Annotated in this window: 21 protein-coding genes; 18 read left to right on the top strand and 3 right to left on the bottom strand. The window is 60.5% G+C overall.

What is annotated here, in order from left to right:
• The 9 genes from Q355_RS17275 (at nucleotide 1) to Q355_RS0113505 (ending at nucleotide 8,872) form a co-directional block, all read left to right on the top strand.
• Nucleotides 1–156: a DUF2256 domain-containing protein gene (locus Q355_RS17275; protein ID WP_084496140.1), complete on the top strand. Its 156-nt coding sequence runs from the start codon at nucleotides 1–3 to the stop codon at nucleotides 154–156.
• On the top strand, nucleotides 153–521 hold the full coding sequence (locus Q355_RS0113470; RefSeq protein ID WP_245597591.1) for a DUF6992 family protein: 369 nt from the start codon (nucleotides 153–155) through the stop codon (nucleotides 519–521). Before Q355_RS17275 ends, Q355_RS0113470 begins: the two co-directional genes overlap by 4 nt.
• Nucleotides 522–684: 163 nt before the next feature.
• Nucleotides 685–1,179: a fasciclin domain-containing protein gene (locus Q355_RS0113475; protein ID WP_027878251.1), complete on the top strand. Its 495-nt coding sequence runs from the start codon at nucleotides 685–687 to the stop codon at nucleotides 1,177–1,179.
• A gap of 146 nt (nucleotides 1,180–1,325) precedes the next feature.
• A complete protein-coding gene (locus Q355_RS0113480; protein ID WP_027878252.1) occupies nucleotides 1,326–1,979 on the top strand; it encodes a DUF4397 domain-containing protein in 654 nt (217 codons plus the stop codon).
• A gap of 92 nt (nucleotides 1,980–2,071) precedes the next feature.
• Nucleotides 2,072–3,358 carry an alpha/beta hydrolase gene (locus Q355_RS0113485; protein WP_027878253.1) on the top strand — a complete coding sequence of 429 codons (1,287 nt, stop codon included), beginning with the start codon at nucleotides 2,072–2,074 and terminating at the stop codon, nucleotides 3,356–3,358.
• Between the two features lie 6 nt (nucleotides 3,359–3,364).
• On the top strand, nucleotides 3,365–4,861 hold the full coding sequence (locus Q355_RS0113490) for a cryptochrome/photolyase family protein (RefSeq protein ID WP_027878254.1): 1,497 nt from the start codon (nucleotides 3,365–3,367) through the stop codon (nucleotides 4,859–4,861).
• Between the two features lie 264 nt (nucleotides 4,862–5,125).
• Nucleotides 5,126–7,612 (top strand): putative bifunctional diguanylate cyclase/phosphodiesterase, encoded by a 2,487-nt coding sequence (locus Q355_RS0113495; protein WP_245597592.1) that lies wholly within the window; start codon nucleotides 5,126–5,128, stop codon nucleotides 7,610–7,612.
• A gap of 62 nt (nucleotides 7,613–7,674) precedes the next feature.
• On the top strand, nucleotides 7,675–8,307 hold the full coding sequence (locus Q355_RS0113500; protein ID WP_027878256.1) for an SDR family NAD(P)-dependent oxidoreductase: 633 nt from the start codon (nucleotides 7,675–7,677) through the stop codon (nucleotides 8,305–8,307).
• 25 nt (nucleotides 8,308–8,332) lie between these two features.
• Entirely contained in the window at nucleotides 8,333–8,872 is a 540-nt protein-coding gene (locus Q355_RS0113505) for a YceI family protein (protein WP_027878257.1), read from the top strand.
• A gap of 263 nt (nucleotides 8,873–9,135) precedes the next feature.
• Here Q355_RS0113505 and Q355_RS0113510 read toward each other — a convergent pair whose 3' ends face one another.
• The gene (locus Q355_RS0113510) at nucleotides 9,136–10,479 is read right to left on the bottom strand and encodes an FAD-binding oxidoreductase (RefSeq protein ID WP_027878258.1); all 1,344 of its coding nucleotides are present in this window, start codon (nucleotides 10,477–10,479) and stop codon (nucleotides 9,136–9,138) included.
• A gap of 159 nt (nucleotides 10,480–10,638) precedes the next feature.
• Between Q355_RS0113510 and Q355_RS0113515 the strand changes: the two genes are divergently transcribed.
• The 3 genes from Q355_RS0113515 (at nucleotide 10,639) to Q355_RS0113525 (ending at nucleotide 12,797) form a co-directional block, all read left to right on the top strand.
• Complete coding sequence (locus Q355_RS0113515) at nucleotides 10,639–11,070, top strand: hypothetical protein (RefSeq protein WP_027878259.1); 432 nt, start codon at nucleotides 10,639–10,641, stop codon at nucleotides 11,068–11,070.
• Nucleotides 11,071–11,218: 148 nt separating this feature from the next.
• On the top strand, nucleotides 11,219–11,617 hold the full coding sequence (locus Q355_RS0113520; RefSeq protein ID WP_027878260.1) for a hypothetical protein: 399 nt from the start codon (nucleotides 11,219–11,221) through the stop codon (nucleotides 11,615–11,617).
• Nucleotides 11,618–11,699: 82 nt separating this feature from the next.
• Entirely contained in the window at nucleotides 11,700–12,797 is a 1,098-nt protein-coding gene (locus tag Q355_RS0113525) for a glycosyltransferase (RefSeq protein WP_027878261.1), read from the top strand.
• A gap of 198 nt (nucleotides 12,798–12,995) precedes the next feature.
• Here the strand turns inward: Q355_RS0113525 and Q355_RS0113530 are convergent, their stop codons facing one another.
• Together Q355_RS0113530 and Q355_RS0113535 are read right to left on the bottom strand one after the other, a co-directional pair.
• Nucleotides 12,996–13,940: an aldo/keto reductase family protein gene (locus Q355_RS0113530; RefSeq protein WP_027878262.1), complete on the bottom strand. Its 945-nt coding sequence runs from the start codon at nucleotides 13,938–13,940 to the stop codon at nucleotides 12,996–12,998.
• A 64-nt stretch (nucleotides 13,941–14,004) separates the two neighbouring features.
• Nucleotides 14,005–14,217: a CDGSH iron-sulfur domain-containing protein gene (locus tag Q355_RS0113535; protein WP_027878263.1), complete on the bottom strand. Its 213-nt coding sequence runs from the start codon at nucleotides 14,215–14,217 to the stop codon at nucleotides 14,005–14,007.
• Nucleotides 14,218–14,291: 74 nt separating this feature from the next.
• Here Q355_RS0113535 and Q355_RS0113540 point away from each other — a divergent pair, with 74 nt between their 5' ends.
• The 6 genes from Q355_RS0113540 (at nucleotide 14,292) to Q355_RS0113565 (ending at nucleotide 19,598) form a co-directional block, all read left to right on the top strand.
• Nucleotides 14,292–14,690: a VOC family protein gene (locus Q355_RS0113540; protein WP_027878264.1), complete on the top strand. Its 399-nt coding sequence runs from the start codon at nucleotides 14,292–14,294 to the stop codon at nucleotides 14,688–14,690.
• Between the two features lie 115 nt (nucleotides 14,691–14,805).
• A complete protein-coding gene (locus Q355_RS0113545; protein ID WP_027878265.1) occupies nucleotides 14,806–17,145 on the top strand; it encodes a penicillin acylase family protein in 2,340 nt (779 codons plus the stop codon).
• 76 nt (nucleotides 17,146–17,221) lie between these two features.
• Nucleotides 17,222–17,596, top strand: a complete 375-nt coding sequence (locus tag Q355_RS0113550) for a GntR family transcriptional regulator (protein WP_027878266.1) — start codon at nucleotides 17,222–17,224, stop codon at nucleotides 17,594–17,596.
• On the top strand, nucleotides 17,593–18,276 hold the full coding sequence (locus Q355_RS0113555) for an ABC transporter ATP-binding protein (protein WP_245597593.1): 684 nt from the start codon (nucleotides 17,593–17,595) through the stop codon (nucleotides 18,274–18,276). The genes Q355_RS0113550 and Q355_RS0113555 overlap by 4 nt, the downstream gene beginning before the upstream one ends.
• A 43-nt stretch (nucleotides 18,277–18,319) precedes the next feature.
• Nucleotides 18,320–19,078, top strand: a complete 759-nt coding sequence (locus Q355_RS0113560; protein WP_027878268.1) for a hypothetical protein — start codon at nucleotides 18,320–18,322, stop codon at nucleotides 19,076–19,078.
• 1 nt (nucleotide 19,079) lies between these two features.
• On the top strand, nucleotides 19,080–19,598 hold the full coding sequence (locus Q355_RS0113565) for a hypothetical protein (protein ID WP_027878269.1): 519 nt from the start codon (nucleotides 19,080–19,082) through the stop codon (nucleotides 19,596–19,598).
• Nucleotides 19,599–19,697 lie beyond the last annotated feature (99 nt).

The raw sequence follows: 19,697 nt of genomic DNA on the forward strand, positions 1-19,697 counted from the left end.
ATGCAGCGCAAAGGTTTTAAGGCCCACCTACCGGTGAAGACGTGCCTGGTGTGTGGCCAGCCCTTCCAGTGGCGCAAAAAGTGGTTGCGCAGCTGGGATGAAGTGAAGTATTGCTCGGCGCGCTGTAGAAGCCAGGCCAAAGGAGGGCAAAAGTGAGCGAACTCGTGGGAGAGCGTATAGCCCAGCAACTCATGCTGTGGGCCCTGGTGTGCTTGGCAGGCTCCACTTGGGCCTTGTGGCGTACCCAGCATCCCTTCTGGAGGTCGTTTTGGTTTATGACTGGGGTCTGGGCCCTGGTCAATGCGGCAATTGCCTATGGGGGGTGGCTGGCTGCTGAGCCCGATGCGGCCCAACTACGCCAGTTGCTTTGGATTAACGCCGGTTTGGACGTTTTTTACATTGGGGCGGGGTGGTTTTTGTGGACGCGCCCCCAGCCAACCCTCAAGGGGTTTGGCCTGGCCGTTGGGTTGCAGGGGTGCTTCTTGCTGGCATTTGACCTGCTCCATGCCCTGCAAATATGAACGTATTCTAGACATACATTGTACTCAGATTGTACATATATGCTTTGCCCTAGAGGTTGCAGAAGGTGGCATGAGTAAATCGAAAGCCGACGATTATCGGCCAAAGGTTTTCCAGCTACCCATCTTCCAACCCCAATTTTGTAGCTGTACACGGAGGTGGCATATGAAGATCAAAGCTTTACTCGTCGCAGGTAGCCTGGCCCTGGCTGTTCTTGGCCTCACCCTCACCAACGCCCAGAGCACCACTCAGAACCAGACCATCACACAGATAGTAGCTACCAACCCCAACTTCAGCACCCTGCTGGCGGCAGTACAGGCGGCAGGCCTGGCAGACACCCTTTCTGGAGAAGGCCCCTTTACAGTCTTTGCGCCCACCAATGAAGCCTTTGCCAAGATTCCAAAAGCCGACCTGGACAAGCTTCTGGCCGACAAAGCGGCCCTCACCAAGGTCTTGACCTACCATGTGGTGGCCGGGCGGGTGCCCTCGAGCCAGGTGGTTACCCTGAAAGAAGCCAAAACCGTTCAGAGTCAGAGCGTTACTATCCAAGTTAAAGATGGCAAGGTAATCCTCAACGGAAACTCTACGGTCACGGCGGTCGACATTCAGGCCAAAAACGGCATCATCCACGTGATCGATACCGTGCTGTTGCCCAAATAGCAAGAATAAAGCCCCGATCCCCTGTCGCCCGACAGGGGCTTATTTTTTTGGGGGGTGTTTGTAATCCAGATGGGTTGCCGGATTGTGCGCTTCGGGTTACGATGCCATAGAAACGAATAACCCTGTGGTTTAGAAAGGAGAACCCTATGCTGTGGACGAGGTGGATCGCAGGCTTGGTGCTGGTGTTTGGCTTTGCCCTGGCTCAGGACAATACGGCTTACGTGCGTTTTGCCCACCTGGTGCCCGATGCCCCAGCGGTCGACATCTTAGCGGGTGGGAATAAGGTTTTTGAGGCCCAGACTTTCAAAGATGTAACCTACTACGCCGAGGTGCCCGCGGGTAGCCTGACCCTGACCGTGCAGACCACCGGGCAGAGCCCGGCTAAGGTAGCCGATGTAAACATTCGCGTACAGGCGGGCAAGTACTACACGGTGATGGCGCTTGGCACGCTCTCGACCCTCCAGGCCCGCGTGGTCGAAGACCGCATTGCCCCTGCCGAAGGCGTAGCCAAAGTACGCATTGTGCACGCCTCGCCAGATGCACCCGCCGTGGATGTGGCCCTCAAAGGTGGGCCGGTGCTGTTTCGCAATCTGGCCTTCAACCAGGTTTCGGGGTACGGCATCGTTCCAGCAGGTGCCTACAACCTCGAGGTGCGCCCTACTGGTACCACCAGTGTGGCACTCCCGCTGGAGGGGGTGGCGTTCGAAGGTGGTAAGGTCTACAGTGTTTTTGCTGTAGGGTTGCTGGCTGGTGAGACCCTCGAGGTGGTCGTGGTGGAAGACTCTTTTGGTAGTCCGTGAGCCAAAACATAGGGTTTTGAGGTGGGCTTCGGCCCACCTTTTTGTGAGCCCAGGTCAAGTTCGAAACCCGATCTGGCCGCAGCATAGAAGTTATGCGCATCTGGATTGTTCTACTGGTTTTGTTGGGGCTGGGCCTGGCTCAGCCCCTGCGCTGGAACGGCCAGTCCGAGTACCGGGCCATTCCGGGCGCAAGCACAGCGGCAGGCACGGCCCTGGACAGAAGCTATACGCTGCTCTACCCGGCCCAGGGAACCCCCCGTGGCACCATCGTGTTTGTTCCGGGTTTTTTGGGTGGTGCAACCAACTTCGACGCTCTGGCCCGCCGGCTGGTGCTGGCGGCCCCCGGCTGGTCGGTCTGGGCCTGGGATCGGCGGGCCAATGGCCTGGAAGACCGCCAGGGCTTCACCACCGCCGACCCCTGGGCTTACTACCAGAACTACAAGCTGCCCGATTTTCCCTTTCTGAAGGACTGGGGCCTGAGGGTGCACCTGGAAGATCTCGAGCGGGTGATAGACCAGGCCCGCAGCGCTGGCCCGGTGGTGCTGGCCGGACACTCGCTGGGGGCCAGCCTGGCCTCGCTGTTTGCCCTGTACCGGGGCGAAAAAATCAGCGGCCTGATTTTGCTAGATGGAGCACCCCGCCTGATTCCCCTCACCCGCGAGCAGTATTTGCAGGGCAGCGAGGGAAGTTTTGGACGTCTGGCAGGTCTCAATGAACTCCTGGAAGGCAAAGCCCCCCCTTACATCAACGCTTTCGGGTTGAACCTAGCAGGTTTTGCCCAGGCCGAAGCCCAGGCCTTCATGACCGCACAAAACCCCCTGGCCGATGCCCCCCCTGGCTGGGCCCCTTTCCGGGCCAGCCGGCTGGCTGCAGCCCTGTACCGCGTGGATGAGCGCTATGCCCTATCGCCAATTTTCGCGGTCTCGGTGGGGCAGGCCACTGGGCGCGAAGGCATCAACCTGTTGAGCCTGGTGGTGGGCAGCTTGATTTACACCATTCGCGGGCCGCGGGGGAGCCGGGTGGAGTGGCGCGATAATGGCGAGGCCACCGACCCCATGGAGTTTATTGGGATGTACGCCAGTCCCACCACCGGCTTTTCGGAATGGTTTTTCCCTTACCGTCTGTCGCTCGACATCTCGGCCTACGAGGTGGCCATGCCCGAGCTAAAGCCGCGCGCGCTGCCCTACCCGGTACTGGCCCTGGGGGCAGGGCGTGGCTTGCTGCCCCAGGAAAGCAACTTCCGCAGCGTGGGCGAAACCTTCCCCAATACCCGCACAGACATCCGCATCCTGCCCAACCTGACCCACCTGGACATCCTCACCAGCCGCAACGGGGACGCGGTAGGCCCCATTGCCCAGTACCTGCATGGGGTGCGTTAGAGACCTATGACCCTCTGGGTACTAGGGGATCAGCTTAACCATGCAGCGGTGCGGCAGCTTGCCCCAAAACGGGTGTTGCTGGTCGAAGCCTACGAACTAGGGCGTACACCGCCTATGCATCCCCAGAAGCTGGTGCTGTTCTTTAGTGCCATGCGCCACTTTGCCCAGGAATTGCGCGAGCTTGGCTGGGAGGTTATCTACCTGCAAGCCGAAACCCTGGAAGAAGCCCTGGCACGGTTCTTTGAGGTGTATCCGGGCGAGACCCTGGCCCAGATGCGGCCTGCGGACTATGGCTTTGCTGAGCGGGTACAGGCCATGGTCGAGCGGGCGGAGGGCCGCTACCGGAGCTTGCCCAACCCGCTCTGGCTGTTGCAGCCGGAGGAGTTTGACCGCTGGGCGGGCAGCCGCAAAACCTACCGCCTCGAGTACTTCTACCGCTTTATGCGCCAGCGCACCGGCTACCTGATGCAGGGGGGCCAGCCGGTGGGGGGTGCTTGGAACTACGACGCGGAAAACCGCAAAACCCCTCCGCCGAGCTACCGGCCCCCGCCGCCTTTGCGTTTTGTCCCCGATGCGCTCACCCGGCAGGCCATCCAGACGGTGCAGGAGAAGTTCACGGGCCATTTTGGGGCCCTGGAGGGGTTCGACTGGCCGGTGACACGCCAGGAGGCCCTGCAAGCTCTGGAGGATTTCGTACAGCAGCGACTGGCCCAGTTTGGCCCCTATCAGGACGCTTTGCTGGAGCAGAGCTGGAGCATGCACCACTCGCTCCTTTCGCCGGCGATTAATCTGGGTTTGCTGCACCCCAAAGAAGTGGTGGAGCGCGTGCTGGCCGAGTACGAAAAAGGTGGCCTACCGCTGGCGAGCGTCGAAGGCTTTGTGCGACAGGTGATCGGCTGGCGCGAGTACATCTACCACATCTACCGCCGGGAGATGCCGGCGCTGGCGAACGCCAATCAACTTCAAGCCCACCGGCCCTTGCCCCCACTGTTCTGGGGTGCGCCCACCCGGATGCGCTGCCTATCTACGGTGATTGAGCGCGTCCGGCAGCGTGGCTACGCCCACCACATCGAGCGGCTGATGGTGCTGGCCAACTTCGCCCTGCTCTTCGGGGTGAACCCCCAGGAACTCAACGCCTGGTTCGTTGCGGCCTTTGTGGACTCTGCCGACTGGGTGATGGTGCCCAACGTGCTGGGCATGGGGGTGTTTGCCTCGCCGGTGCTCTCCTCCAAGCCCTACGCGGCCAGCGGGAAGTACATTGCCCGCATGGGCAACCACTGCAAACACTGTGGTTTCCGGGTAGAGGAGACCCAGGGCGAACGGGCCTGTCCCTTCAACAGCCTGTACTGGGACTTCATGGCCCAGCACCGCGCTTTGCTCGAGGCTAACCCGCGCTTGGGCGTGCTGTACAAGACCTGGGAAAAGCGCAGTTCAAAAGACCAAGCGGCGGTTCGACACCAAGCCCAGCAATGGCGTCAGCGTATTGACCTGGGTGAGATTTGAGTGGCAAGGGGCTTAACAAAAACTCAAGGCTCGTTACACATCGAGATTTTACGCGCATGGGTTTTGCTGGAAAAACGGTTTTGGTCGGTGTTTACCGACGTAACCGGAGCAGCGCCCTTGGCGTGACCTTGACGCCGGGTGTGATTAACGTTTCGAGCGAGCGCAATTGTGGGTAAAATCACTGGGTGCTGAAACGGCTTTAGCTAGGCAAGCCAGAAGCGCATGTTGGGTTGGCATACGGGAGACAAAGACTTGTTCACACAGATGACCACCTGGTTGAGGCCGCGCAGGCTCGAGCTGTTCCTGGGCCTGAGCTTCATGCTGATGTATGGGCTGGCTTTTCCTGCGATGTATCAAAGCCTCAGCCACGGGGCCCTGCTCCTGGTTTTGCCTGGGGTGGCCCTTTTGAGTTGGGCCCTGGGCATCTGGGGCGCGCTGATGGTGGGCCTAACGTTGCTCCCTTTTTATACCGTATTGCTCAATTCGGTGGGAGCCCCATGGCAGCCGGGCCTGGGGGATGTGGTGTTGGTGGTGGGAGCGGTGGGGCTTATCACCTGTCTGGTGGTGGGGCTTTTTCGTTTTCAGTACGACCGCCGCTGGGCCGCTGAAGCCGCTATGAGGAAAAGCCAGGCCCAGGCCGAGGAGCGCAACCTCGAGCTCGCCCTATTTTCCAAAGTGCGCGATGGCCTGGCCCGCGACCTCGAGCCGCTGGCCCTGATGCGCGGGGTGGTAGACGTCCTGCAGGAGCATCCGCGTTTCGACAGCATTGCCGTCTATCGGCCTGAAGGGGCCTATCTGCGGCTGATATGGTCTGGGGGGAAGCAAACCCTGCCCGAACGCTTCGAGCCAACCCACGAGATTGTGCACCGGGCTGCCCACCAGGCCGAAACGGTGGTCATGCACAGCACCGAAGAGCGTAGTAAAGCCGGTTTGCTGGGTGAGCGGAGCCTGGTAGCAGTGCCGTTGCCGGTGAAAGGCAGGGTGTTTGGGGTGCTGGTGGTGGGCAGCACCCACACCGATCTCGAGCAACGGGACGTGCGCTTTCTGGAGGGGGTGGCGAGCCAGCTTAGCATGGCTATTGACCGTGCCCAGGTTTACGAGGCCCTGCGTGAACAGGAGGCCATCTACCGCACCTTGATGGAGACCCTGCCCGATGCGGTGGCGCTTTACGATGGTTCCAGGGTGCTCTACCTCAACTCGGTGGGGCTGCGGGGGCTGGGCTACGAGCGCCTCGAGGAAGTGGTGGGGCAGCCCCTGAGCCAGTTCGTTCACCCGGACTCACTTCCGCGCGTGGCCGAGCGGATACAGCGCATTTTGGGAGGGGAGCGCGATGCCCTCGAGGAAATTCGGCTGCTTACCCGCGATGGCCGCGAACTCGAGGTCGAGGCCCAGGGGGTGCGGGTGCAGATTGCAGGCCATGAGCAGGTCTTGATTTCCATTCGTGATGTGGGTGAACGCAAGCGCCAGCAAGCCCGTATCGAGTATCTGGCCTACCACGACCCCCTCACCGACCTGCCCAACCGCCGCAAGCTGTGGGTGGTGGCAGAGGAGGTATTTGTGGCCGACCGGCGTAAACGTGAGACCCCGGCCCTGATTTACCTTGACCTCGACAACTTTAAGCTACTCAACGACACCCTCGGCCATCAGGTTGGCGACGAACTCCTGCGCCAGCTGGCCCTGCGCATAAAGGAAGTGCTGCGGCAGGGCGACTTGCTGGCCCGAATGGGCGGGGACGAGTTTGCGGTGCTGCTGCCTTCAGCCGATCGAACCTCAGCTATGGCTACCGCCCGGCGCATTGTCGAGGTGTTCGACTACCCCTTTACGCTGGGCGAGCACGCAATCCATGTGCAGGCCAGCCTGGGGGTGGCGCTATTCCCCGAGCACGGCCAGACCCTCGATGCGCTGGCCCGGGCCGCCGATGTGGCCATGTACCAGGCCAAACAATCCCAGACCCATATTGCTATCTACGACCCCAGCCAGGACATCAACTCTGTTGAGCGGCTCGAGACCATCCAGCTTCTGCGCAAGACCATCCAGCAGGGGCGCTTCCTGATCCAGTACCAGCCCATCCTGAACATTGCCGAGCGCTACGTAAACAAATGGGAAGCCCTGGTGCGCTGGGAGCACCCGACCCGTGGGCTGCTGCGCCCAGCCGATTTTGTACCCCTGGCCGAAGAGTCGGGTTTGATTGGTGAACTGGACCTGGTCGTTTTGAAGCAAGCGGTACAGGATCAAAAAAGATTGGGCGGCGAGCTAACCATCAACTTTTCGGCTGTAACGCTGGCGCACCCCAACTGGGTGCGGGAGGTGGTGCGAGCGCTGGTGGATGAGGCCATGCAGCCTGGCCTGTTGTGGCTCGAGATTACCGAGTCGGCCTTATTGCCCGAGCGGCAAAAGTGGTTGGGCGGGCTGGAGGCGTTGCGTGGGCTGGGGGTTCGGGTAGCCCTCGATGACTTCGGCATGGGCTACTCCTCGCTGGCTCACCTTAAGCAGGTGCCGGTAGACTTGATCAAGATTGATAGGAGCTTCGTGGCGGAGATTGGACAGAGCCAGACCGCGGAGGACATTTTGCGGGCCATGCTGCAACTGGCCAGTGCCTTTGGCCTCAAAACCCTGGCCGAGGGCGTCGAGAGCCGCGCGCAACTGGAGTGGCTGGCGCATCACGGCTGCCACTACGCCCAGGGCTACTACATCGGCCAACCGATGTTGGTGGAGCAGGCTGCTTCACAGGTGGTTTGCAAAGTCTTTTGAAAGAGGGGCGATTTGCTTCTGCCTCACGGTGGAACCCGTGCAAAACCTGTAATCTCAACATCGTGAATACGCTCATCACAGGTGCTACAGGGGGCATTGGACAATCTTTGGCCCATCATCTAGCAGGCCGGGTCGGCCATCTAGCGCTATCCGGTCGCAACGGTCAGATTCTAGCCAGTCTGGCCCGTGAGCTAGGCGCGTCGGCGGTTCCTGCTGAGATGGGCAACGAGCTCGAGGTTCAGGCGCTGGCCGAAGAGGTGGGGTTGCTGGATCTGCTGGTGTATGCGGCGGGCGCGGTGCACAAGGCGGGCCTGCGGGAGCAGCACATGGCCGACCTCGAGCGCCTCACCGCCGCCAACCTGGGGGGACTGGCGCTTTTGCTCAAATACGCTAAGTTCAATCCCAATGCACGGGTGGTGCTGCTGGGGGTGTACCCCGAGTTGATCAGCGTACCGGGTTTGTCGGCCTATGCGGCGAGCAAGCTGGGGGCCGAGGGCTTGTTGAATGTGGCCCGCAAGGAGTTTCGCCGCGAAGGGGTGCGTTTTTGTTTGGTACGCTTGCCCGCGGTGGCCACCGGCCTCTGGGCACCCCTGGGCGGCGCTCCAAAAAGCGCGCTGCATCCAGAGCAGGCCGCAGCGCGAATTGTAGAAGGAGTTCTAAGCGAGCCGATGCCTGAGGTTCTGGAAATCAGGTGATGCTTGCCTGAATGGGGGAGATGCTATGAACTATCGCAAATATCTAATCCTTCTGCTGCTTGGCCTGTTCTGGGGTATGTCGCAAGCCCAGACGGCCCAGTACACCATTGAGGGGCGCGTAACCTATGCCGCCAGCTACACCCTGGGGCGCTGGGAGGGCACCAACACCAGTGTGCGGGGTAGCGTGCGCTGGAACCCCCAGACGGGCGAGGCTTCGGGCCAGGTGTGCGTGGAGCTGGGCCGCTTCGATTCGGGGAATGCCCTGCGCGATGCCGACGCCAGGGGGGTCTTCAACGTTGACAAGTATCCCCTGAGTTGCCTCGAGGTCGAACGTATCGACCAGGCAGGTGACGAAACAACGATTAGCGGGAACTTGGAAATTAGCGGAACACGCCGTCCGGTGCGTATTGCCGGCAAGCTGACCCGCGAAGGCAATACCTACCGTTTTGTGGGGGGGTTCAACACCAGCTTCTCGGAGTGGAAGCTGAGCCCCCCCAGTCTGCTGTTCCTACGGGTCAACAACCCGGTAGAGGTGCGCCTCGAGGCCCGCGCGGTTTTGCGCTAGACAATAAGAAATGTCTTTGATTTGTTCTTTTTCTGCGGCCCCCGCCTGAAGCACGGGTAGTAATACCGGATTCAAAAAGATAATCTTCAAACAAAAAGCGCTAAGAGGCTATCTTTTTGAATCCTAGAGCACTCCCTTCGGTCGGGTTAGTTCGTCACCGTTCGGTGACGAACTAACCGAATCTGGTATAACAACCTGAAAAGCGATGGTGCTCAAGCCTGTCCCTAGCGGAACGATTCAGGCGAGGTTCATATAAAACCACTCTAGTCAAAGATCTTGCCGGGATTGAGCAGGCTCTGGGGGTCAAAGAGCTGTTTGATCTGGCGCATCCATCCCAAAGCCGGCCCGTGCTCTTGGGGCAGATATTTCTTTTTGCGTAGCCCCACCCCGTGTTCGCCGGTACAGGTGCCCCCCAGGGCCAGGGTGTGCTCGACAAGTCGCTCGGAAAAAACTTCTGCCCTGGGGTCGCCTGGTTCACAGACCACCAGGGTGTGAAAGTTGCCGTCGCCCACGTGTCCCAAAATATTGCCGCTAAGGCCTAGTTCGCGCAGCAGGTGGCTGGAATATGCTACCAGGTCGGGCATTTTGGAGATGGGCACGGCAGTGTCGGTGGCGAGGTAGGCCTTTCCGGGGAAAAGGTTGACCAAAGCCCAGTAGGCCTGGTGCCGGGCCTCCCACTGGGCGGTGCGCTCCTCCTGGGTACGGGCGGTGTCTATGCGGATGGCCCCGGCCTCCTGCATCAGCTCGAGGGCTAGGCTCGATTCGGCCTCGAGGGCTTCCTGGGTGGAGGAGTGAAACTCCACAAATAAAGCGGGTTTTTCGGGGTAGCTCTGGCCCAGGTAGCGATTAATGGCCAGCATACCCACCTCGTCCACCAGCTCGAGCCGCGCCACCGGCAGCCCACTGGCCATAACCGCGTAGGCAGCCTGGGCGGTGGCGTTCAGGTTTTCGAAGAAAACCCGCAGGGTGTGGATGTGCTCGGGGATGGGGTGCAGCTTTAAGGTCAGGCAGGTGATGATGCCCAGGGTTCCCTCGGAGCCGATGAACAAGTCCTTGAGGTTATAGCCTGCGCTGCTTTTGCGTACCCCCCGGCCCAGCTCCAATACCTCGCCATTTGCCAGGACTACCTGTAGCGCCAGGACGTTCTGCCGCATCCCGCCGTATCGCACGGTGGTGGTGCCCGAGGCGTTGGTAGCGGCCATGCCCCCCAGGCTGGCATCCGCGCCGGGGTCTACCGGAAAGAAGAGGCCGGTGCCTTTGAGAGCCTCGTTCAGGGCCTTGCGGGTCAGGCCTGGCTCTACCACGGCCAGGAAGTCTTCGGGGCGAACCTCGAGCACCCGGTTCATGCGTGAAACATCCAGCGAGATGGCCGGTCCCTGGGGGATCACATGCCCCTCGAGGCTGGTACCGGCCCCAAAAGGAATTACCGCCACGCGGTGGGCACGGGCCCAGCCCAAAGCGGCCTGAATATCCGAAAGGTTTTCTGCAAAGACCACAGCCAGGGGCGGGTTCTGGATGGGGTAGCTCTCGTCTCTGCCATGGGTATTGAGGTCGGTGGGGGAGGTGCTCACTTTTTGCGGTAGTAGGTTCTTCAGGCTTTCCAGCATGGCTTTAGCCTAACCTTAAGGCCACAGGTTTAAGCGTTAACCAGAGCCGGCAAAGCGGGTGATATTTGAACCATGAAAGACACTTGAGCGTTACATAAAAGCTGTTGGTGATGTATGCGCCCACCAAGCCGGCGCAAGCTGCTACCCTGGCTGGTAGTGATGATTGCTTTGACGAACACACACCAACCTGCGCTGCGCGATAACCTGCAACGCCTGCTACGTGAGGCCTGGGACAAACTAGAACGGCAACCACGGGAATCGGCTGCCCCGGCACGCCGCGCCGAACACCTTGCCCGCTGCTCGGGCGAGAACCGAGCCTGGGCCCAGAGCCTTTTTGTGTGGGGGGTGGCCAGCCTGTACGAAGGCGATAGCCAGGAAGCCATTGTGCTTTTGTCGAGGGCCCTGGCGGTCTTTCGCTTTTTGAATGACGAACAGGGCCAGTGGTCCTGCCTCAAGGCCATTGCCCTGGCCTGGGGTTATGCCGGTGATGCTGTCCAGGCCCTCGAGACCCACTCCATTGCCAATACCTTCAATCGCCAGGCCGAGTTTGCAAGCAAAGCAGGCTGGCTGCGCTGGTTTGTCGCCGAGTGACGGGGCGCGCCTGAGCGCAGGGGCCATACACAAAACGCGCAAAATGACAGTTGCGGCTTCAAACTGTCAGCCTGTTGCCGGCGTTTTGCCTGTCTAGGACGGGTTATTTGCGCTTGACCGGAGGGCCTGCTATGTTGCAAGCTGAAGTATGGCAAGTGCTGTAAGACGGGAAGTGTGGCAGGACGTAGAGGTGAACCTGGAGCTTTCGCTCGAGTTCGACCCCGAGGAGTTTTTGCGGCGTTATCCGGGTCTTGCGCTGGTGCTGGCCGAACTGCTGGTGGGGCCTCCGCGGCGCTGGCGCGACCCTGCCGAGCTGCTGCCGTATGCAGGCTGTAAGAGCCTCGAGGCCAGGCTGCCCCGCTTGCGCTTTAGCCCCCTGGAAACCCGCTCGTTGGGCCGGGCCTTGGACAAGCTGTTTACGGCCATCGAGTTTCGCATTGTGGGGCACAAGGTGATTGCGGTTCCGCCGCCGGGTAGGTTTATCAAGCTACCCGAGGGCTGGCGGGCCCAGAGCGGGGTGTGGCTCTGCCATCAACCCCTGGCCTAGCTTTGTGGTTCAGGGGGCTGGGTTCGTCATTTGCTCAAAAATGCCCTAAGCTGGAGAAGCGCGGCCTGGTGCTGCGCTGGTTATGCCGCAACGAATTCTGCTGGTTTATACAAAGGCGGGGGGTGGGCACTTTGCCCTGGCACAAAACCTGCACAGGTTGCTGACCGAGCTCGAGCCCGAGTCCGAGATAAGGCTGTTCAACTTTTTTGACGTGGGGCCGCGCTGGATTGGTCAGGCCATCCAGGATGGTTACAATTTTTCGGTCAACAAACAGCGCTGGCTGTTTACAGTCTTTCAAGCTTTCTATCAGACCCGGCCGGCCATTCAGTCCTTTGCACGGGTTCTGGGAATGCGCCTGGCCCCGGCCATTAACGAATACCTGGAGTCGTTTCGCCCCGACAAGATTATTTACTGCTACCCGGTGAACCACGGCTTTCGCCGGTTGCCGTATGTACGCAAGCACAAGCCCAAAACCCTTACCGTGGTGAGCGATATTTTTAGCCCGCACCTGTACTGGTTTGTCGACACCAAAGACCAGTACGTGGTGGCCAGTCCCGAAGCCTATAGCCTGGCCCGGCGCTACCGGGTTCCTGCGGAGAACCTGCACTACTTCCAAACCCTGATTGACCCTAAATACAACCAGCCCCTGAAGCCCGCCGAGGTGGCTCGACTGCGCCAGGAGTGGGGCTTGACGCACCCCTACACCGTGCTGGTGACGGGGGGTGGTGCGGGCCTGAAAATAAGTTTTGGCCTGGTGCGTGAGCTGCTCAAAATCGAGGGCATCAATGTGGTGGTGGTGTGTGGCTATAACCAGAAGCTCTACCGGCAGCTCGAGGCCTTCAAAGAAAAAAACCGCATCTCAAACCTGGTCTTGTTTGGGTTTACCAAGCAGATGTACGAGCTAATTAATGTTTCCAACGTGGTGGTTACCAAGGCCGGCCCTGCTACCATTGCCGAGGTGCTTTCCCAGGGCAAAGACCTGATCGTCTGCGATTATGTGTGGCCGCAAGAATATGGCAACGTCGAGCTGATTCGGCATGAAAAGCTGGGGTATTACATCCGTCAACCCCGCAAAATTGCGCAAAAGATTCGCGAGCTCAAAGACCGGCCCCCTGAGCGCAAAACCCTCAGCCTGCAGAACGACATCGTGCGGCTGGCCAAGTACATCCTCGAGCTATAGCCGAACCTGGATGAACCGCTACTGCTGTTTTTGCTGGGGCCTCCCCCTGAAGCACTGGCAGCACTATCACACGCTTCACTGTGCGGGACAAAGCAATCAAGTTTTGAGCGGCTTAGTGAAGAGCGCTCTAAACGCAGTGCTTCAGGTGAGGCTCATATGGTGGGCGTCTTTGCGAAGGCGAGATAGGCCAAGGGCGCTCTAGCCCAGAATTTTCTCGATGCGCTCGAGCGCTTCCTGTGGCAGGTCTACCCCCGCTGCACCCAGGCTTTCCTCGAGCTGTTCAGGTTTGGTGGCACCCGTGATGGCGCTGCTCACGCCCTTCTGGCGCAGAACCCAGGCCAGGGCCAGCTGGGTACGGGTAAGGCCCAGGTCGGAGGCCACCTTTTTGAGGGCCTTGACCTTCTTGACGTTTTCTTCGGTCAGGAAGCGGTTGCCAAACTGGGGGTAGCGCTCGAAGCGGCTGTCTTTGGGTACGCCTTTGTCGTAACGCCCGGTAAGCATCCCCATGGCCAGGGGGCTCCAGACCACCATCCCCAGGCCAAAGCGCTCGGTTTCGGGCAGAATTTCCTGTTCCACGCGCTCACGGTAGAGCATCGAGTACTGCGGCTGCTCGACGGCGGGGGGGTGCAGGCCATTGCTCCGGGCAAACTGCACAGCCTCCACAATGCGGGCTGCCGGCCACTCGGAAGTACCCCAGTAGAGCACCAGGCCCCGGTCTACCAGGTTGCTCATGGTACCCACGATTTCCTCCATGGGCACCTCGGGGTCGTAGCGGTGGCAGAAATACAGGTCGAGGTAGTCGGTGCCCATACGCTTTAGGCTTCGCTCGAGGCTTTCCCGCACGTGCTTGCGCGAGAGGCCCCTTCCGTTGGCATCCTCGCTGGTGGGCCAGAAAACCTTGCTCGACAGAACCAGTTCGTGGCGGGGGAACTGTTCCAGCAAGGCTTTGCTCATCAGTTCCTCGGCCAGTCCCTTGGCGTACACGTCGGCGTTGTCAAAAAAATTGATGCCGCCTTCGTAGGCGATGCGGGTAATGGCCTTGATTCGCTCGAGGTCGTTGACGGCGTCGCCGTAGGTGACCCAGGCCCCCAGCGAAATTTCCGAAACCTTTAAGCCCCACTGACCAAGTTTGCGATAGCGCATGGGCATAGTATCCTCCGCCCGCCATCATATCGCGGGCAATCCATGTGAATGGAATCTGGGTTGTTTATTTGGCCTCGAGTTCGATTACCGCAGCAGGGGCCACAAAGCCCACCGACTTGTGGGTGCCGTCGCAAAAGGGCTTGTTGTTGGAATGCCCGCAGCGGCACAACGAGACCCTGGGTTTTTCGATAACCACTTCCTGGTCACCCTGACGCAACACGTATTTGCCGCCCGTTTCGATGCCAATGGAGCCGTTTTCGCGGAACTCGATTTTCATGGCCCAATTCTACCCACCCCGGTCAAAATGAGCGAGGTTTGACCTTTGGGCTTTAGCGTCCCAGAATACTCTGGATGTACACCACCCGTCTGGCCTACGTTCACCTGACCGTTCGGCAGCTCGAGGCCGCCGTAACCTTTTACACCCGTTTTCTGGATCTACAACTATCCGAACGCTTCGGGAAGACCGCGCTGCTGGTCTCATCTGAAAACCCAGCCCACTACGAGCTGGCCCTTAGCGAAGGCCAGCCGCCCAGTTCTATTACGCTTGGTTTTGCTGCTGCCACCGAGCAAGACTTTAAAGCAGCCCAGGACTTTGTTCGTCTCGAGGGCGTTCCCAGCAAGCTCGAGGATCGGGGCATCGCCCTGGTGCTTTGCCTGCAAGACCCCGACGGAAACTCGGTTGAGCTGTTTTTTGACCGGCGCAAGCGCGGGGGTCGGGCTTTCTGGCGGGGCGAGAGCGAACTTCTTTGAGCGCGAACCCCACCGGATGTGAGCGCTTTTCTTCACACTTCAGGCCGCTTCCCCAAGAAGCAGGCTAAAGCGCACCGTGCAAGGTTTTATACTAGGACCAAAGCAAGGAGGAACTGTGGGCTTATTGCGTGTTTTGGGGCGTTTGCTGCTGGTGGTTGTTGGGCTGGTGCTGGTTTTGGCGGTGGGCGGCTGGTTCTGGCTGCGGGGCGCAACCCTTCCCCAGCACCAGGGCAGGCTGGCCCTTAAGGGGCTTTCGGCGCCGGTTGAGATGAGCCGCACCGCAGAGAGGGTGCTGCACATCAAGGCCCAAACCGATACCGACGCCTTTTTTGCCCTGGGGGTGGCCCATGCCCAGGATCGCCTGTGGCAGATGGAGTTCCAGCGCCGGGTAGGGGCTGGGCGTCTATCTGAGGTAATCGGGAAAGCTACCCTGGATCAGGATCGCTTTTTGCGTACCTGGGGCTTTTACCGTGCTGCCGAGCAGGCCTATGTGGGCCTATCGCCTTATGCCAAGTCGGCGGTGGATGCCTACGTGGCCGGCATCAACGCCTATCTTTCAACCAACCCGCCGCTACCGCTGGAGTTTCGTCTGCTGGGCTTCAAGCCCGAGCCGTGGAAGCCCGCCGATGTGCTGGTCTGGGCCAAAATGATGTCCTTTGACCTCTCGGGCAACTGGCGCAGCGAGCTACAGCGCCTGCAATGGGCCGCCAAAGGCATGAGCCCTGCGCGCATGGCCCAGCTCAGACCACCCTATCCCGCCGACGCGCCCACCGTGTTGCAGGCCGAAGACCTGCAACTGCCGCCACCCGCCCGGCCCGACGGGGAGTCGGCCCGTGCCTTGCTTACCCTGGCCGTCCAGCTACCCAGGGCCCTGCACCTGCCGGGAGAGCTGATGGCCCGTGCCTCCAACAACTGGGTCATTGGGGGGGGCCGCAGCGTAAGCGGTAAGCCGCTGCTGGCCAACGACCCCCACCTGGGGCTGGGAGCACCTTCGGTGTGGTACCTGGTGCACATCGAAGCCCCCACCTACAAGGCCATTGGCACTAGCTTCCCGGGCCTTCCGGCAGTGGTGATTGGCCGTAACGAGCGCATCGGCTGGGGCGTGACCACGGTAGGCGCGGACGTGCAGGATCTGTACGTGATGGAAGAGGTGGCGGGAGGCTACCGCTACAGGGGGCAGGTCGAACCCTGGCGCATCCGCAACGAGGTTATCAAGATCAAAGGTGAGCCCGACGTAACCCTGCAGGTGCGGGAAAGCCGCTATGGGCCGGTCATCAACGATGTGGTCAAGAACCCCGGCGCCAGGCCGCTTTCGTTGCGCTGGACCAGCCTCGAGCCCACCGACCGCACCATAGAAGCCTTTATTGGCATTGCCAAAGCGCAAAACTGGGAGCAGTTCAAAGCCGCCCTGGCCAACTACAACGCACCCAGCCAGAACTTTGTTTATGCCGATGTGGACGGCAACATCGGTTACATGGCCCCAGCCCGCTTTCCCATCCGTAAACCCGGCCACTCGGGCCTGATGCCAGTTCCGGGCGATGGCAACTGGGACTGGCAGGGCTACCTGCCCCAGGACCAGTGGCCCCAGGTCTACAACCCTAAAGAGGGCTTTATCGTTACCGCCAACAACAAGGTAACCCCAGCCAACTACCCCCACACCATCTCGCTGGAGTGGGAGGAACCCTACCGGGCTCAGCGCATCCGTGAGCTGATTCTGGCCAAGGACAAGCTTTCTGTGGAAGATATGCAGGCCATGCAGCAGGACATCACCAGCTTGCTCTACCGCGAGTTTAAGCCTGTTCTGGAGATGCTCAACCCACTTTCGGAAAACGCGCGCCAGTGGAAGGCTCGCCTCCTGGCCTGGGACGGGGCAATGCGGGCCGAGCAGGTAGAACCCACGGTATTCCAGGCCTGGTACACCGAGCTTAGCCGCCTGCCCAGCAAAGAGGTGGAGCAGGAGTTCTGGGAACAGCCCCGCTACCTGCTGGCGGCCATGCGCCAGGGTGACCCGGCCTGCCAGACCTCCGATACCCAGACCTGCCTGGACTACGCGGCCCTTGCCCTGGATAAGGCCCTCGACCGCTTCAACAACAACCCCCCACCCTGGGGCCAGGTTCACCAGGCCTCTTTCCCACACGCCATCCTGACCAATGTTTCGCCACTGAACCGCCTGGCCGACCGGGCCATACCCCACGGCGGCGACCGCTACACCCTGAACCGTGCTTCTTACGACCCCAGCACCTTCCGCATGACGGTGGGAAGCAGCTACCGGCACATTCTGGATTTTGCCGACCTCGAGCGCTCTTTATTTATCATTCCCATGGGCCAGTCTGGGGCCTTGCTTTCGCCCAGCTACGATAGCCTTCTACGCAAATGGGCCAGCGGGCAGTACCTGCCCATGCGGATGAACGAGACCCGCTTCACCACGCGCCAGACCCTCGAGCCTCAGCGCTAGCACATAAGGCCGATTGACATTATCACGCTGGCGGGTTAGTGTACTATATAGCTAGTGCACTAAGGAGGTGGCTCGATTGTGGAACTTGGATGTAGAAGCGGGGCCGATTTATGCGCAGATTGTGCGGGGGGTGGAGCGAATGCTGGCGAATGGGGTGTTAAAACCAGGCGATAAACTGCCATCGGCACGGGAACTGGCGGCGGCCCTGAAGGTAAACCCCAACACGGTGATTCATGCCTACAGCCAGCTCGAGATGGCCCAGGTAAGCGAGACCCGGCGGGGCCTGGGTACTTTTGTGCGCGAGGATGTGAACGTCGAAGGCATCCGCCTGCGCATTTTGCAGGAGGCGGCGCAGCGCTTTTGGTCGGAAGTGCAAAGCCTGGGGCTGGGCCTCGAGGAGGCCCAAAAAGCCCTTCTAAGCCTGAGCTCCAACACCAGGGAGGCCCAATGATGCTGGCGAAGCTTTCGCATGTGACCAAGCGCTATGGCAAAACCGAGGGGGTGCACGACCTGAGCCTCGAGCTCTACCCCGGTCAGGCGGTTGGGCTTCTGGGCCTGAACGGCTCCGGCAAGACCACCACCCTCAAGCTTCTGGCCGGAATGCTGTTCCCCACCGCGGGAAGGGTGGAGGTACTGGGTAAGAACCCCCGTGAAAACCGAGGTCAGATTGCCTACCTGTCCGATGCCGACAACCTGTACGCCTGGATGACCCCCAGTGATGCCGAGCGCTTCATGCGGGGTCTGTACCCCGACTTCAACCCTACCCGCTACCGCGAGCTGCTGGCTTTTTTGGAAGTGCCCAAACAGGGCTACCGCTCGATGTCGCGGGGACAGCGGGCCCGCCTGCGCCTGGCCATGGTGCTGGCCCGTGAGGCTCGGCTGTTCTTGCTGGATGAGCCCCTTTCGGGCATAGATGTCATCTCGCGCGACCGCATTCTCAAGAGCCTGGTGCTGGAATGGCGCGAAGAGGCCTGCCTGGTGCTCTCGACCCACGAGGTCAGCGAGGCCGAGGGGATTTTTGAGCGGGTAGTGCTTTTGAAGGAAGGCCGCCTGGCCCTGGACGCCCAGGCCGAGGACTTGCGGGCCAAAGGGCAAAGCGTGAAGGACGCCTTTATCGAGGTGCTGGCCTGATGGGCGCATTCGGCTTTTAGACGCACAGCTTAGGAGGTAACACTTGTTAAACGCATTTTCGACATTGCTATGGCTCGAGCTACGCAAGTTTGGCGTATTCGGGCTGGGGCTAGCGTTGGGCGTGGTGGGCTGGTTCTTGCTTACCCGGCAGATTTTCGCCTGGAATGGAAGCAACCTCGAGTCGGCCATCGCGGTGTTTACTACCACATCGCTGGTCGCTGTGGGTGTTGGTGCGGCGCTGTTGGTGGCCCTGGGCCTAGATTTTGGGCGGGAGTACCGGGCTGGGCGCTGGCCACTGCTGCTGGGATCGCCCCAGCCGGCCTGGCTGCACCTGATGGCCAGGGCGGTGTTTGGAGTGGCTGTTCTGACACTGTTCAACGGTGCAATGTGGCTAATACAGGCCTTTTGGTTGAGCCAGACTGGGATTATCCTGCCCTTTGGCCTGGGTGCAGGAATATGGCTTTACCTGCTGGGGGGCTTGGCACTGGTGGTCCCAGCGCTGTTCCTGGGGCTCTGGCTGGCAGCATACATCCCTGGTAAAGCGACCTTGATTGCTTTTGTGATGGGTGTGGTGGGCATGGGACAGGTGTTGGAGTGGAGCCTGCGGCTCTTTGGCGGCCAGTTCTACCAACTGCTGCCTTTTTGGAGGCTTCCGGCGCCTACGGTTGAGCAGAACCCTGGGGTGCGGGCGCAGTGGGAGAGCTTTCCGGGCCTGCCGACCGAGGGCTTTGTGCTTTTGCTGGTGCTGACGGGTTTTTTCTTTTTTGTTACCAGCCGTTTGTGGCAGGAAGTGGAGGCCTAGAATGCCGAACGCACACCTTGGGACAGTAGAGCTGGTGGTGTTTGGGGGGGTGTTTGTCTGGCTGGCCTATGCCGGCTATCGCTTGTGGACAGCCACCTTTAGCCCGACGGCCCGCTGGGTAGGGGTAGGCTTCGTAGCCCTGGCTGCTTTGGGGCTTGCCCAGGATCTGTTCGACCTGAACCGCCAGGCGGTTCGTGCCGGGCCGGTTTCGGCCGATAGCGGCGTGGTGCGTGGGGTGGTGGAGGTTAGTGGCGGGGGGCTTTGTATCGAGTGTGAACGCCGCCTCGAGGGTGGGAAGTACCGCCTGCGGGGTAGCTGGGTGGCGGGTGAGTACGTCGTGCGCCCGGAGGGAACCCAGCCCTATGCCATTCAATTCCAGCATGGGGAGGTGCGGCTCGAGGACGTTCGCTTAAAGCCCGGCTGCGCTACCGGCTTTATATCCGAAGAGATGAGGCTGGAGTTTAGCGGGGCCAGTGAGGTTGTGCTCGAGGTCGGCCCTGGGGCAGCATGCACGAATTGAGCGGCTGGGCTTTCGCTTGCAAAAGCTAGGGCCAAACCATCAGATTTCGGGCCTTACGTGGCCGGATCCACACCACATCCGACCCTGTTGTTTCAGGTT

Source organism: Meiothermus cerbereus DSM 11376, assembly GCF_000620065.1.
In the GTDB taxonomy this organism is placed as follows: Bacteria; Deinococcota; Deinococci; order Deinococcales; family Thermaceae; genus Meiothermus; species Meiothermus cerbereus.

Coding starts and splice junctions, on each gene's coding strand:
- Q355_RS17275 (WP_084496140.1), top strand. CDS start 1: ATGCAGCGCAAAGGTTTTAAGGCCCACCTACCGGTGAAGACGTGCCTG.
- Q355_RS0113475 (WP_027878251.1), top strand. CDS start 685: ATGAAGATCAAAGCTTTACTCGTCGCAGGTAGCCTGGCCCTGGCTGTT.
- Q355_RS0113480 (WP_027878252.1), top strand. CDS start 1,326: ATGCTGTGGACGAGGTGGATCGCAGGCTTGGTGCTGGTGTTTGGCTTT.
- Q355_RS0113485 (WP_027878253.1), top strand. CDS start 2,072: ATGCGCATCTGGATTGTTCTACTGGTTTTGTTGGGGCTGGGCCTGGCT.
- Q355_RS0113490 (WP_027878254.1), top strand. CDS start 3,365: ATGACCCTCTGGGTACTAGGGGATCAGCTTAACCATGCAGCGGTGCGG.
- Q355_RS0113495 (WP_245597592.1), top strand. CDS start 5,126: ATGACCACCTGGTTGAGGCCGCGCAGGCTCGAGCTGTTCCTGGGCCTG.
- Q355_RS0113505 (WP_027878257.1), top strand. CDS start 8,333: ATGAACTATCGCAAATATCTAATCCTTCTGCTGCTTGGCCTGTTCTGG.
- Q355_RS0113510 (WP_027878258.1), bottom strand. CDS start 10,479: ATGCTGGAAAGCCTGAAGAACCTACTACCGCAAAAAGTGAGCACCTCC.
- Q355_RS0113515 (WP_027878259.1), top strand. CDS start 10,639: ATGATTGCTTTGACGAACACACACCAACCTGCGCTGCGCGATAACCTG.
- Q355_RS0113520 (WP_027878260.1), top strand. CDS start 11,219: ATGGCAAGTGCTGTAAGACGGGAAGTGTGGCAGGACGTAGAGGTGAAC.
- Q355_RS0113525 (WP_027878261.1), top strand. CDS start 11,700: ATGCCGCAACGAATTCTGCTGGTTTATACAAAGGCGGGGGGTGGGCAC.
- Q355_RS0113530 (WP_027878262.1), bottom strand. CDS start 13,940: ATGCGCTATCGCAAACTTGGTCAGTGGGGCTTAAAGGTTTCGGAAATT.
- Q355_RS0113535 (WP_027878263.1), bottom strand. CDS start 14,217: ATGAAAATCGAGTTCCGCGAAAACGGCTCCATTGGCATCGAAACGGGC.
- Q355_RS0113540 (WP_027878264.1), top strand. CDS start 14,292: ATGTACACCACCCGTCTGGCCTACGTTCACCTGACCGTTCGGCAGCTC.
- Q355_RS0113555 (WP_245597593.1), top strand. CDS start 17,593: ATGATGCTGGCGAAGCTTTCGCATGTGACCAAGCGCTATGGCAAAACC.
- Q355_RS0113565 (WP_027878269.1), top strand. CDS start 19,080: ATGCCGAACGCACACCTTGGGACAGTAGAGCTGGTGGTGTTTGGGGGG.